Here is a 13638-nt window from a genome sequence, read left to right as displayed (position 1 = left end):
TAAATCTACAAAAAATGTTCTTCATCATAAGTAAACCGAACTTGTCTGCCAACAAAAGTAAACCCTTTTCCAAGTTCAAGTAAAAATTTTTGTAAATTATCAATAATTCTAGCTTCAAGCTCAGCTTCAGAGTATACGGCAAGCTCAGGTATTCCTAAAAATTCCAAAATATAAGGATCTTTTACTAAATCTTTTGGAGTCGATATTACCTGCCCTTCCATTGATAATCTTTTAATTTGTTCTTTGTTGGTACTTAACAATAAACGTTCATATAAAGCACTATCAAATTGCCTTTTAAGCTCACTCAAACTCCAATCATTTTTATAAGACTCTATCTCATAAAAATATCTTTCCGCTTAATTGTCTATTCTCATTAACTGTAAATAATGTGACCAACTTAGGAAAAACTTCCTTCCTGTAACGGTAATAGGAAATCTATCTAATTGGTCAGATACCGTCTGACCAATTACATCTTGAGTATAAACATTATAGAACTTTCTCATTTGCTTTAAATTTGTAACAGAAAAGCCTTTACCGAATTTGATATGTCCCCAAAAAGTTGGACACAACTTTTGGATGGCATATAAAAGTGCGGTGTTTTTTCTTTGAGTTTTAGAACGTTTAAAAATATCATCGTACGTTGAAAGTATAAAAAATCTGCACTCTAATAATATTGAACAAGTCAACTTTAGAATGCAGATTAATGTTTTAATAATCGATTTATATTATTACGTATTTATCAATATTATTTTGAAATAACTTCTTTGGTAAAGTCTGCCATTGCTTCTTTACCCCAAGTTGATGGGAAGAATAGAATATCAGCTTTTCCTACATTGTTATTTAAAGGTCGTACACCAAATTCTTGGTTAAGTTTTTGTTGTACTTCAGCAGAACTTATCCAATTAACAAATAATAAAGACGCCGCAGGATGACGACTATTTTTTGCAACAGTAATTACATTACCACCACCTGGCATACCAAATTTAGGGATATAGAATTTTAAACGAGGTGTAATAGCACCTTGTTTTTGTAAGCTAAATAAGTGATCTTGCCAAGCAGAAACTAAATCTAATTCACCATCATTTAAACGAGTTAAACTATCTGCATTAGAAGAAGTGCGGGTCATATTTTCTTTATTTTTTGCAAACCAATCCCAAGTTGTTTTCCAAGAATTAACTTGTTTTTCATTAATATCCTGAGTTTGATAATTGTAGTCGCCGCCAACATAAATTAAAGCACGCTCAATAAATGCTTTACCTGAAGCACCACCATTTGGATCAGCATAACCAAATTTCTTAGGATTAGCTTGTAAATAAGCTTGGAGATCTTCCCAAGTTTGCGGTAACTTATCTTCACTTAAACGCAATGGATCATAAGCAAAACCAGTTTGATTCCCCCAAAAGCCCACGCCATAATTACCTAAATCAACCCCTTGTAAAAAATGGTTTGCATTATCAAAACTTGGCATTTTCGTTAAATCAGCTAAAACATCAGATTTTAGTACTGTTGTATAAGTATCTGCACCCACAGCAACAACATCCATTTTACCTTTCTCTAAGTTTTTCTCTGCTAATAGTTTATTGATATTTCCATCTGGTGTTCCTTCAGGAATACGTACTTTAACGCCATATTGTTCTTCAAAAGATTTTACAAAAATACGGAATTGCGGTTGTAAATACCAAATACTAACGACTACCTGTCCTTCTTTTCTAGCTTGATCCTCAATTTCTTTCCAAGATTTTTGGCTAAGATCTTTAGCGGAAACTGAACTAGCAAGTGCTATTGCTGTGCAAGTTAAGCCAACAGAAAGAAATTTTGTTAATTTACTCATAATGTACTCCTATAAAGTGGTTAGGCTTTGCCTGTGGATTGTGAGAGATAATTCCCTTTTAATAATTTTTCAATAATCATCATTAGGATAATATTTGGTACTAATAAGATTAATGATACAACTGCCGCATTTGGACGAATAAATGAATATCCTAAAAACGAATATAAAATCGTTGGTACAGTAATAAAATCAGGTGATCCGATAATAAATGATATTGAAAACTCTTCGATACTTTTTACTAAACAGAAAATAATAGCCGCCAAGAAACTTGGTTTTAGCATTGGTAAATAAACATCTTTAAAAGTTGTTAATTTAGATGCACCAAGATCACGGCTAGCATCAATTAAATCCTGTGGTACAGATGAAAAACCAGAAGATAAAATACGAATAGCATAAGGTAATGTCATTACTGTATGACCAATAACAATACCAACAAAAGGGGTTGTTATATTTAGTGCTAATAACATTTGACTAAAAAATAACGCAATGATCATTCCAGGAATAACAAGTGGAATCAACGTTAAAAGTTCAGCCAATTTTTTACCTCGAAACTCCATTCTACCAAAGGCGTAAGAGGTTGGAATGGCTAATAAAATAGCAATTAAGGCAACGGTTGGTGCTATTGTATAACTATTGAACATTGCTTCAGGTAAAGAGGTTTGTTGCCACACATTTACCCAACGCTCAAAGGAAAGAGATGGCGGTAAAATATCCGGATAACTCCAAGGCTGTTTGGGATCCACTAATGACCATAATCCAGCCATTAAGAATGGAATAAATAACCAAATAGAATTTGCCACGATAAAGAAAGTTAAAGATATTTTGGCAATTAATCGACCATTTTTAGTTCTAACTGGTTGTTGCGAAGTTTGGCTCATTTTATTTCTCCTTTCTTATGGCTTAATGGACGAATAATGATAGAAATTAATATCGTAAAGAATGCAGAAGTTAACATTATCATCATTGCCATAACAGCACTTTGATTCCATTCTTCAAATTGATAAGCTGTCATTTGCATTAAGCGAGCAAGAGAATAGGTATCTCTCGGTCCTGCTATACTGTAAAAAGCAAAGTCCCCCAAAGCACCAATAAATATTAAAATAAAAGAAACTTGCACAGCACCTAAACTTAAAGGAAAAACCACATATTTAAAACGTTGCCAAGGACCAGAACCTAGATTAGCGGCTGCATCAAGTAAATCTGATTTTAACGAGTTTACCGCTCCACCGATTAGAATTAATGCAAATGGAATATTTTTCCACATTTGTAGAATAACTATCCCCCAACCAAACTCATCATTTTGCAAAGTACGAGGACTATCCCAAATACCTAAGAAAACCAAGGTTTCATTTAAAATACCATGATAAGAAATCATATTAACGAATAAAAATGCAGCAACTAGACCAGGTACTAACATTGGAGCTCTTAAAGTGGTAATTATTGCCACTTTTCCAGCCATAGGTTTACGCAACCACATCGCAATAGGATAAGCAACAATAATGGAAAAAATAGCACCAAGTAATGAAACTTTAATTGAATACATTAATGCTCTTTGGAATACATCATTTGTAAGCACAGACTGCCAATGAGTTAACGTAAATATTGCTTCTTCTCCAAAAACATTATGTAATCCAAAACTTTGTAGCACTACAATATAAAATGTTGATCCCATCAGAAGTAAGATTGTCCCTAATCCTGACATAAGCAAAAGCCACGCTTTTATATCATTTCTGAATTTATTCATACAGCCTCCAAAAAATGAATAGCAGAGCTTGGTAAACTAAAGCGTAAACGTTTATCCGCTGGAATATTTGGATATTTAGTTAATTGTAAACGAATTTTTTGGTCTGAGTGATTAGGTAAAATAGCTTGTACTTCTGTTAAATTTCCCATAAATGCAGTTTGCACAACTTCAACTGTAAATTGGTTCTCTTCAGATGAATTAGCCTCACAGAGTACGGCATCTTCTGGACGGAAACAGATGTAAACACGATTTGCTGCAGGTTTTTTATTTGATTTTGCAACAAAATCGCCAAAAATTGACCGCACTTGATAAAGATCATTTCCTAAACTATTGACTTCAGCTTCAACGATATTCGCTACACCAATAAAATCAGCCACAAAACGGCTAACAGGTTGATGATAAATTTCTAATGGCGTACCGATTTGTTCAATACTACCTTTGTTAAGAACAATAATTTTATCTGACATCGCTAATGCTTCTGCCTGATCATGAGTAACATAGATACTAGTTAAATTATATTGGTGTGATAATTGTTTAATTTCAAAACGTACGGTTTCTCTCAATTTAGCATCTAAGTTAGATAAAGGTTCATCAAATAAAATAACATCAGGACGAGTAACCATTGCACGAGCCAAAGCAACACGCTGTTGTTGTCCACCAGAAAGTTGGTTTGGCATTTTTAGTTTGTGCATTTCCAAATCCATTTGTTTTAATGCAACATTTAAGCGATTAACTTGCTCATCTTTTGCAATATTCTTTTGCTGTAAACCATAACAAATATTATGAGATACATTAAGATGTGGGAAAAGGGCATAAGATTGGAAACACATTGCAGTATTCCTTTTTTCGGGCGGTACAAAATTGACATTATTACCACCAATAACCACTTCACCTTCATCTGCTTGATAAAAACCTGCAATCAATTTTAATAAAGATGTTTTTCCACAGCCACTCGGACCAAGTAATGTAACAAATTCCCCTTCTTCTGCTGTAAAAGTAATATCTTTTGCAGCATAAAAATCTCCAAATTTTTTTGTTACATTTTTTATTTCTAGTTTTGCCATTATGTCCTCTTTACATTCAATAAAAACTTGTTGTTTTTTCTTTTAACTAATTGAATTTACAAGTATAATTAATTAATTAATTAATTACCATTATAATATCTTTGAATTGTGAACCAGATCACATTAAAATTTTTTTATTTTTTAATTCATTAATTAGCTATTGAGTATTTTTTTATTTGGTGCAAAATAGCCGCCATTTTCAATTCAAATGTAAAAATAAAGGGGTTAGAAAATGGGATTTAATTTTAATGTGAGTGAACAAGGGATTGTTTTAGCAAATAGTCATCGTGGTTATAGTATCAAATATCCTGAAAATACAATGCATGCATTTCTTGGGGCATTTAAGGAAGGTACACACAGTATTGAATTAGATGTAGCAATGACAAAAGATGAAAAAATGGTGGTTATCCACGACTTTTCTATTGAACGTGTTTCCAACGGCGAAGGCTATGTCGAACAAATGACATTAGCAGAGCTTAGACAATATGATTTTGGTGTTAAATTTTCACCTGAATTTAAAAATACTCAAATTTTAGAGTTGCGTGATGTTTTAAACTGGGCTGTTGAAAATCAATTAGGATTAATTGTTGAAGCAAAACAACGTAGAAACCATCAACGTTTTGCTGAAGTATTAGTTTCGTTATTACAGGAAACCAAATCAGTTGATAATATTCTTCTACTTGGTTTTGATCATGTTCTAATTAATAAAGTAAAAGCATTATTGCCAGAAATAAAACTTCAAGTTGTTACACTTGCTCGTTACAACGATCAATTATCAGCAGTACTTGGTTCAAACGCAAGTAGTGTTTGTGTAGAGTACCATTATGTTGGCAAAGAAGATCTAATCGCTTATAAAAAAGCAGGATTATCCGTTCGTTTGTATTTACATGAGTCAAAAAACGAACCTATATTAAAAGTTTACAACAGAAAATATGGTTATGATGCAGAAAGTGAAATTATCAGTTGGTTACAAGAAGGATTAATTGATATGTTAAGTCACGATGATATTCCATATTTGAAAGAGCTTATTAATAAAGCTGGCAAAAAATCTTATTAAAAATAAACGCCTCCGTTTCATATAAACATAAATCAGGAGATCGTTTAAACGATCTCCTGATTTTCCGATAAAACCTTAACACCTAATGCTAACTTTTCAATATTAAGAACTATCATAATTAACCTAAAAATAAGGTTTCCTTTCGATTTTTTTCTATTATGACTTATTTCTTTTTTCCTTAAGCTTATTTAATTAAGTTGATTATATTTACCTTTCAAGGTAGTTAAAAAGTGCGGTAGTTTTTTGATAAGTTTTTTATACAAAAAGACTGAAATTAATACAATATTAAATTCAGTCTTTATATAAAGATCTAATTACGGATTATAACATCAACCGACCCAAACAAATTTGGCAATAAAAAGAAGTGAAACTACCCATACTGGTGCATTCACTTCTTTCCAACGACCTGTACCTACTTTCATTAAGCAATAACTGATAAAACCAAAGGCTATACCTTCAGTAATTGTATAAGTAAAAGGCATCATTGCGGCAGTAATGAAGGCTGGTGTAGCTTCTGTTAAATCGTCCCATTGTACTCTAACTAAGCTGGACGCCATCAAAATACCCACATAAACTAACGCTCCAGCAGTAGCATAAGCTGGCACTAAACCTGCTAATGGCGAGAAGAAAATGGTAATTAAGAAAAGGATACCAACCACAACAGCCGTCATTCCAGTTCTACCACCAACGGATACGCCAGCACCACTTTCAATGTAGGTACTAATGGCTGATGTACCGATATAAGATCCCGCTACGGCACTGACACTATCCACATATAAGGCTTGCTTCATTTTTGGGAAACGCCCTTTTTCGTCACTAATTCCCGCTTTGTCGGTAACGCCAAGCAATGTTCCAGATGAGTCAAATAAATTAACCAATAAGAAAGAGAAAATAATACCTAATAATGCGGTATCTAATGCACCAGCAATATCAACTTGTCCAACAACGGTTCCTAGACTTGGCGGAACAGACATAATGCCGTTGAATACGACGGAATCATCAAATAATAAGGCTAAAGTGGTAACCGTTGCAATAGATACTAAAACACCAGAATGGATTCGGCGAGCAGCTAAAATAACGATAATAAAAAAGCCTAAGATCCCCATTAATACTTGTGGATTGTGTAGATCACCTAATGCAACTAATGTTGCTGGGTTCGCAACAACCAATCCCATATTTTTAAAGCCAATTAGGGAAATAAATAGCCCTATTCCAGCACCAATACCAACCCTTAAACCTAATGGAATTGATGCCATTAACCAATAACGGATTTGAAATAAGGTTAATACGAATAATCCAATAGATCCCCAAAAGATAGTTCCCATACCAATTTGCCAAGAATAGCCTAATTTCCCAACCACGACATAGGCAAAGAAAGCATTTAATCCCATCGCTGGAGCAAGAGCAATAGGTAAATTACTGAATAATCCCATTGCTATTGTACCAAGAGCAGCAATTAGGCAGGTGGTAACAAAAACTACTTGTTTATCCATTCCTGCATCACCAAGAATAGACGGATTAACAAAAACAATGTACACCATTGTAAAAAAAGTAGTAATGCCCGCTATAATCTCTGTTTTTGCAGTAGTATTTTTTTGCTCTAATTTAAAAAAACGCTGTAAAAAAGATTGATTTGACATAATTAATTTAGCCTAGTAAAAGTAAATAAAATAAATGAATATTGCTGAATAAATAACAAGTTATTTAACCGCAAGAATTTTAGCAAAATTTAACAACAAATGTTATGCAAAATACATAAAAAAACGGTAATAATTACTTATTACCGTTTTTTGCTAGCGACTAAAACTATTTAGCTTTTTTACGTTCAATCCATTTCCCGTCAGTATAATCAACAAGCCATTTTGTTGCTTTTCCCTCTTTTTCAGAGGTTACATACTGACGTTTTTCTTTTCTTGAGAAACGAATAATTGCTTCATTTCCCTCAGGATCTTTTAATGGTGCATCAGCTAAATATTGTAACTTTTCAGGTAAACGATCTCGATATTTAGCTAATTCAGCCACTTTAGCTGCTCTCGTTTCTCTTGATTTTGGGAAATTATGTGCTGACATAAATACACCACTTGCACCATCTCTTAATACAAGATAAGCATCTGATTTTTCACATTTTAATTCAGGGAAGTGAACAGGATCTTCTTTTGGTGGTGCAACTTCGCCATTTTTGAGTAACTTACGTGTATTATCACAATTAGTACAAGCCATATATTTACCAAAACGACCAAGTTTTAAATGCATATCCTCGCCACATTTATCACATTCAACAACAGGGCCATCATAACCTTTGATCTTATACTCACCCTCTTCGATTAAATAACCATCACAATTTGGGTTATTGCCACAAATATGTAACTTACGATTGGCATCAATTAAATAACTATCCATTGCCGTATTACATTTCGGACAACGCTTACGAACCATTAAGGCTTTAGCTTCGGATAATTCATCTAATACATTTAATACTTCAGACTCGGGTATTAAATTAATGGTTGTTTTACACCGCTCTTTTGGAGGCAAAGCATAACCAGAACAACCTAAGAAAACGCCTGTACTCGCTGTTCTAATTGCCATATTTCTATCACAAGTAGGGCATTTTATATCCGTTAACACTAGATTATTCGGTTTCATTCCCCCTTCAAGCTCATCAAGTTCAGCTTGAGTCAGTTGTTTAGAGAAATCAGTAAAAAACTGATTTAACTCAGTTTTCCAGTCTTTTTTACCCGTAGCGATTTCATCTAATACATCTTCCATATTAGCGGTAAAATCATAGTTCATTAATGCTGGGAAAGATTGATTTAAGCGATCAATTACTATCTCGCCCATTTTCTCTGCATAAAAACGACGATTTTCTGTTCTTACATAACCTCGTTCTTGAATAGTAGAAATAATGGAAGCATAGGTAGAAGGTCTGCCAATTCCTCGTTTTTCTAATTCTTTGACTAATGCCGCTTCTGTAAATCGAGCGGGTGGTTTAGTAAAGAATTGTTGTGGCAATACATCATTTAATTTTAAATTTTCACCAATAGTCACTTCTGGTAAAACTTGATCTTCACCACTTTTACCTGATAAGCCAAGTACTTTCGTCCAACCATCAAAACGTAAAATACGTCCCCTTGTTTTTAGAACATAATCACCCGCAGCTACTGTTAACGTGGTACTGTCATATTGCGCAGCAGGCATTTGACAAGCGACAAATTGACACCAAATTAAATCATAAAGACGTACCGCATCTTTATCCATTCCAACTAAATCACTACTTTTAACTAATACATCAGAAGGTCGAATCGCCTCGTGAGCCTCTTGTGCATTCTGTTTACTTGCATAAAAATTAGGTTTTTCTGGTAAATAAGGTTGACCATAATTTTTACCAATATAATCACGCACCATTGATAACGCATCTTGGCTTAGATTCATACTATCGGTACGCATATAAGTAATATAACCCGCTTCATATAAACGTTGTGCCAACATCATCGTTTTCTTTACACCAAAATTTAATCTGGTACTTGCTGTTTGCTGTAATGTTGACGTAATAAAAGGCGGTTTTGCTCTGGAGCTAGTGGGCTTTGTTTCCACATTAGAAACAACATAATGAGAATTTTCTAAAAATTGAACCGCACTTTGAGCTTGTTCTTCATTTTTTGGTAAAAATTTCTTGCCATTAAAATCTGTTACTTCTAACTCGATTTTTTGTTTCTTGGTATTTTGAGTAACAACCGAAACTTCCCAATATTCTTCTGGTTTAAAAGACTTAATATCATGTTCACGTTCCACTAGTAACTTTACGGCAACCGACTGAACACGCCCAGCAGATAAACCTCGTGCTACTTTTTTCCAAAGTAATGGCGAAACCATAAAGCCAACCACACGATCTAAAAAACGGCGTGTTTGTTGAGCATTAACACGATCTAAATTTAAATGTTCTGGTTTCTCAAAGGCTTGAGTAATGGCATTTTTAGTAATTTCATTAAAAACTACTCGACTAAAGCGTGAATCTTCACCACCAATCACTTCTTTTAAATGCCAAGCGATTGCTTCCCCTTCTCTATCCAAATCGGTAGCAAGATAAATATGATCTGCTTTTTTAGCCAAAGACTTTAATTCAGAAACAACTTTTTCTTTACCTGGCAAAATTTGATAATTCGCTTTCCAGCTATGATAAGGATCAATACCCATTCTTTTTACAAGTGCAACACGATCTTTCTCAGCTTTAATTTTTTTCTTTTCTTCGGCTGTTAATCCTTTTGTTGAAACAGGTTTTGCCTTTTCACCCGTTGAAGAACCAGAAGTGGGTAAATCTCGAATATGTCCAACACTAGACTTAACAATGTAATTACTGCCTAAATACTTATTTATGGTTTTTGCCTTAGCTGGCGACTCTACAATCACTAAAGATTTGGTCATATTTTTAAATACCTAATTTATTATTTTTGTAAAAAATTGCCGATATATTGCTAACTATCTCTAGATAGGTCAACCTTTTTTTACTTTTTATTTGCTTTTTACAGTATAAATACACTAAAAAATTTGAATTTATGATTAAAACTAAGCATAAAAAGCATAATGAATAAAAAATAAAAAGTATTTATATTATTGAACAATTTTATGAATTTTTACTATTCCCAACGTTGAAATAAATCTTTTTCCAAGATAATTCCAAGTTGATCACATAAACGATTAACACTCTGATCAATAATATCATTAATTGATTTTGGCTTATGATAAAAAGCTGGCATTAGGGGAATAATTTGCCCTCCAATCTCAGCAATTTGAGTCATTAAACGTAAATGCCCTAAATGAAGAGGCGTTTCCCGAACACATAACAAGAGAGGTTTCCGTTCTTTTAAACACACATCTGCCGCTCTAGTAATGAGATCATCGGTATAACTATGTGCAATACCTGACAAAGTTTTCATAGAACAAGGTAACACGATCATACCTAACGTACGATATGAGCCAGAAGAAATAGCCGCGGCAAGATCACGAATATCATACGTATAATCTGCTAATGCTTTAACTTGCTGTATGGAAAAATCAGTTTCTGCCGTAATAGTTAATTTTGCAGCATTACTAATAACAAGATGGGTTTCTATATTAGAAACCTCTTTTAATATTTGTAAAAGACGAATGGCATAAATCGCACCAGAAGCACCACTTATGCCAATAATTAGACGTTGTTTATCCATTAATTCTCATTATGAATTTCAAGATTAGTTGCATTCTTTTCATACTTTGTTTTTGCTAAATCATTTCTCAATGAAGCAATATGTCTTAAATACTCTTCAGTTACATCACCAGTAATATAATTACCAGTAAATACCGAGCAATCAAAGTCTTTAATATCTGGATTCTCTTGTTGTACTGAGGCAACGAGATCTTCTAAATTTTGGAACACAAGCCCATCAACCCCTATAAATTCAGCGATTTCATCTACATTACGACCGTATGCAACAAGCTCTTCTGATGTTGGCATATCTATACCATAAACATTAGGGAAACGAATCTCAGGTGCTGCTGAGGCAAAATAAATTTTCTTTGCTCCCGCGGCTCTTGCCATTTCAACAATTTGTTTTGATGTCGTTCCACGTACAATAGAATCATCTACCAACAACACATTTTTATCTTTAAATTCTGATGAAATCGTATTTAATTTACGGCGAACTGCACTAACTCGTTGCGTTTGACCTGGCATAATAAAAGTACGCCCAACATAACGATTTTTTACAAAACCTTGACGATAAGGTTTATTTAACACATGTGCGATACGAAGTGCGATATCGTTAGAAGTCTCAGGCACAGGAATAACCACATCAATATCTTCATTTTGCCATTCTTTTGCTATTTTTTGCCCCAAATATTCGCCCATATGAACTCGAGCAGCATAAACAGATACGTTATTTATATAAGAATCAGGTCTAGCAAAATAGACATATTCAAAAATACATGGTGCTAAAGTCGCTTTATCATGACATTGTGCAGAATACAGTTTTCCATCAAAAGTGACATAAATTGCTTCGCCAGGTTCAACATCTCTTACGAACTCAAAACCAACAACGTCCAAAGCGATACTTTCTGAAGCAAACATATATTCGGTATGCCCATTACATTCTCTTTTTCCTAAAACTAGAGGGCGAATACCATGAGGATCACGAAAAGCAACCATTCCGTGACCAATAATTAATGCGATACAAGCATAAGCACCTTTTATATCCTTATTGGTTTCATAAACGGCCTTAAAAATATCACTAGGTTCAAGATTATGTTTATCAATAGGATCAAGATGATAAGCTAAAATATTAAGTAAAATTTCTGAGTCTGAATTGGTATTTATATGACGTCTTGCTTCAATAAATACTTTTTCTTTAAGCTCTTCTGAATTAGTTAAATTGCCATTATGGACAAGAGATAATCCATAAGGCGAATTAACATAAAAAGGCTGTGCTTCTGAAACACTTGAACTACCCGCCGTAGGATAACGAACATGCCCCATACCAACATTACCTTGTAATCTTAGCATATGAACTTGTTGAAAAATATCGCTAACTAAACCATTAGCTTTACGCAATCTAAAACGATTTTCATCATCAACAGTAACGATACCTGCGGCATCTTGCCCTCTATGTTGTAATAGAGTTAATGCATTATAAATAGATTGATTAACGGGACTTTGGCTAACTATACCAACAATACCACACATATAATGATCCTTTTATTAATTAAATTTTGAATTGAGTAAACTTGAACTTTCTTGTATTTGTTGAAAAAACCATTCGACAACAAATCCAAAGTGCGGTATTAATTTAGACTCTTTCCACCACTCACTTTGACTAAAGTTTGTGAAAGTATCCACAAAAAATAATAATGCAGCGACAATCAATACCCCTCGCAATAATCCAAAACAAGCGCCAAGAACACGATCAGTGCCAGTTAAGCCAGTCTTATCAACTAACTGACCTAGAATATAATTGACTATTGAGCCAACGATTAGTGTAGCAATAAATAAAATAGCTATTGCCACGCCATAGCGAATAGTTTCGGATTCAATTTGTGTCAAATACTGCGCTAAATAGGGATAAAATCTATTGGCAACAAAAAAAGCAACGACCCAACTAACAAGAGACATTACCTCACGAATAAACCCTCTAAGTAAACTGATAATCACAGAAAATGCCACAATGCCAATAATAATAAAATCAATATAATTATTCATAAAATCGTCTCTAAAAGATATACCAATTTACAGTTGCTATATTGTAACAAAAAAAGAAAACGTTTGCGTAACTATTATATGAGAGTTTTGGTAAATTTTAAAATAAAAATAATTTTATACTCTTTAGTAGAGATACATTAAATATAACTCATATTATCTAATTATATACAATTACTAAAAATAATTAGAATTTTAAAAATCTAATAATTATTTTAAATATCATCCCAAAATTCTTTTGAAAAATGTTTTTCTGCTTTATTGAGTAAATTAGCCAAATCTTGATAAGTAGGTTCATCAACGGTCATTACTACAATATTTTTTTCTTGTAATTTTTTAGAAATTTTATAAAAACTAACCGCACTTTTCGCTGGTAATTTTGTTTTAGAACGTTTACCCAACCAATATAACCCTTGAAGAGGTAAAAATAACGCAAAAATAGCAGTCATTACAGCTATTGCTAATGCAGATAAACTTGAAGGTAAATATATCTGTTGCCAAAAAACAGAAAATACAGCGATAAAAGGCATAAATTTTTGTGAAAAAACTGTTGCTTGTATTATTCTATTTTCAGGAAAAATACCACCTAAACGATTCACTTTAGGCCATGTATTTAAATAATTTTGCCCTAACTTAAAAATTTTAAACATTCAGCTTACTATCCTCTACTGCATTAAAGATAATTCATAAATTAGAAGAAATCTTACAATGAAAATATAT

The 13638-nt window shown here is 33.2% G+C and carries 13 protein-coding genes; 1 reads left to right on the top strand and 12 read right to left on the bottom strand.

Features of this window, described 5'->3' with window-relative positions; genetic code table 11:
* Positions 1 to 5: 5 nt before the first annotated feature.
* The 6 genes from EV697_RS10025 to EV697_RS03415 all read right to left on the bottom strand — a co-directional run bounded on the left by EV697_RS10025 (position 6) and on the right by EV697_RS03415 (position 4639).
* A complete protein-coding gene (locus EV697_RS10025; protein WP_207904087.1) occupies positions 6 to 308 on the bottom strand; it encodes a PDDEXK nuclease domain-containing protein in 303 nt (100 codons plus the stop codon).
* A gap of 48 nt (positions 309 to 356) precedes the next feature.
* Positions 357 to 569 (bottom strand): DUF1016 N-terminal domain-containing protein, encoded by a 213-nt coding sequence (locus tag EV697_RS10065; RefSeq protein ID WP_481748681.1) that lies wholly within the window; start codon positions 567 to 569, stop codon positions 357 to 359.
* A 176-nt stretch (positions 570 to 745) separates the two neighbouring features.
* Positions 746 to 1834 (bottom strand): ABC transporter substrate-binding protein, encoded by a 1089-nt coding sequence (locus EV697_RS03430; protein WP_176672810.1) that lies wholly within the window; start codon positions 1832 to 1834, stop codon positions 746 to 748.
* A 17-nt stretch (positions 1835 to 1851) separates the two neighbouring features.
* On the bottom strand, positions 1852 to 2709 hold the full coding sequence (locus tag EV697_RS03425; protein ID WP_132022664.1) for an ABC transporter permease: 858 nt from the start codon (positions 2707 to 2709) through the stop codon (positions 1852 to 1854).
* Positions 2706 to 3575 carry an ABC transporter permease gene (locus tag EV697_RS03420; RefSeq protein ID WP_132022662.1) on the bottom strand — a complete coding sequence of 290 codons (870 nt, stop codon included), beginning with the start codon at positions 3573 to 3575 and terminating at the stop codon, positions 2706 to 2708. The genes EV697_RS03425 and EV697_RS03420 overlap by 4 nt, the downstream gene beginning before the upstream one ends.
* Positions 3572 to 4639, bottom strand: a complete 1068-nt coding sequence (locus EV697_RS03415; protein WP_132022660.1) for an ABC transporter ATP-binding protein — start codon at positions 4637 to 4639, stop codon at positions 3572 to 3574. Before EV697_RS03415 ends, EV697_RS03420 begins: the two co-directional genes overlap by 4 nt.
* Before the next feature lie 232 nt (positions 4640 to 4871).
* Here EV697_RS03415 and EV697_RS03410 point away from each other — a divergent pair, with 232 nt between their 5' ends.
* Positions 4872 to 5696: a glycerophosphodiester phosphodiesterase gene (locus tag EV697_RS03410; RefSeq protein WP_132022658.1), complete on the top strand. Its 825-nt coding sequence runs from the start codon at positions 4872 to 4874 to the stop codon at positions 5694 to 5696.
* Positions 5697 to 6025: 329 nt separating this feature from the next.
* Here EV697_RS03410 and EV697_RS03405 read toward each other — a convergent pair whose 3' ends face one another.
* From EV697_RS03405 to yfbV, 6 genes are all read right to left on the bottom strand, one after another.
* Positions 6026 to 7336, bottom strand: a complete 1311-nt coding sequence (locus EV697_RS03405; RefSeq protein ID WP_132022656.1) for an NCS2 family permease — start codon at positions 7334 to 7336, stop codon at positions 6026 to 6028.
* A 166-nt stretch (positions 7337 to 7502) separates the two neighbouring features.
* On the bottom strand, positions 7503 to 10115 hold the full coding sequence (gene topA / locus EV697_RS03400) for a type I DNA topoisomerase (protein ID WP_132022654.1): 2613 nt from the start codon (positions 10113 to 10115) through the stop codon (positions 7503 to 7505).
* A 212-nt stretch (positions 10116 to 10327) separates the two neighbouring features.
* A complete protein-coding gene (locus EV697_RS03395; protein WP_132022652.1) occupies positions 10328 to 10897 on the bottom strand; it encodes a UbiX family flavin prenyltransferase in 570 nt (189 codons plus the stop codon).
* A complete protein-coding gene (gene purF / locus EV697_RS03390; RefSeq protein ID WP_132022650.1) occupies positions 10897 to 12408 on the bottom strand; it encodes an amidophosphoribosyltransferase in 1512 nt (503 codons plus the stop codon). The genes EV697_RS03395 and purF overlap by 1 nt, the downstream gene beginning before the upstream one ends.
* Before the next feature lie 15 nt (positions 12409 to 12423).
* Positions 12424 to 12921, bottom strand: coding sequence for a CvpA family protein (locus EV697_RS03385; protein WP_132022648.1), 498 nt, complete (start codon positions 12919 to 12921; stop codon positions 12424 to 12426).
* Between the two features lie 212 nt (positions 12922 to 13133).
* The gene (gene yfbV / locus EV697_RS03380) at positions 13134 to 13568 is read right to left on the bottom strand and encodes a terminus macrodomain insulation protein YfbV (protein WP_132022646.1); all 435 of its coding nucleotides are present in this window, start codon (positions 13566 to 13568) and stop codon (positions 13134 to 13136) included.
* Between the last annotated feature and the right edge of the window lie 70 nt (positions 13569 to 13638).

Origin of the sequence: Bisgaardia hudsonensis, from assembly GCF_004345785.1 — a bacterium.
Classification (GTDB): domain Bacteria; phylum Pseudomonadota; class Gammaproteobacteria; order Enterobacterales; family Pasteurellaceae; genus Bisgaardia; species Bisgaardia hudsonensis.
The sequence above is the reverse complement of the archived record's forward strand: the minus strand, read 5'-3'. Positions and strand labels throughout refer to the sequence as shown.

Coding starts and splice junctions, on each gene's coding strand:
- EV697_RS03425 (WP_132022664.1), bottom strand. CDS start 2,709: ATGAGCCAAACTTCGCAACAACCAGTTAGAACTAAAAATGGTCGATTA.
- EV697_RS03420 (WP_132022662.1), bottom strand. CDS start 3,575: ATGAATAAATTCAGAAATGATATAAAAGCGTGGCTTTTGCTTATGTCA.
- EV697_RS03415 (WP_132022660.1), bottom strand. CDS start 4,639: ATGGCAAAACTAGAAATAAAAAATGTAACAAAAAAATTTGGAGATTTT.
- EV697_RS03410 (WP_132022658.1), top strand. CDS start 4,872: ATGGGATTTAATTTTAATGTGAGTGAACAAGGGATTGTTTTAGCAAAT.
- EV697_RS03405 (WP_132022656.1), bottom strand. CDS start 7,336: ATGTCAAATCAATCTTTTTTACAGCGTTTTTTTAAATTAGAGCAAAAA.
- topA (WP_132022654.1), bottom strand. CDS start 10,115: ATGACCAAATCTTTAGTGATTGTAGAGTCGCCAGCTAAGGCAAAAACC.
- EV697_RS03395 (WP_132022652.1), bottom strand. CDS start 10,897: ATGGATAAACAACGTCTAATTATTGGCATAAGTGGTGCTTCTGGTGCG.
- purF (WP_132022650.1), bottom strand. CDS start 12,408: ATGTGTGGTATTGTTGGTATAGTTAGCCAAAGTCCCGTTAATCAATCT.
- EV697_RS03385 (WP_132022648.1), bottom strand. CDS start 12,921: ATGAATAATTATATTGATTTTATTATTATTGGCATTGTGGCATTTTCT.
- yfbV (WP_132022646.1), bottom strand. CDS start 13,568: ATGTTTAAAATTTTTAAGTTAGGGCAAAATTATTTAAATACATGGCCT.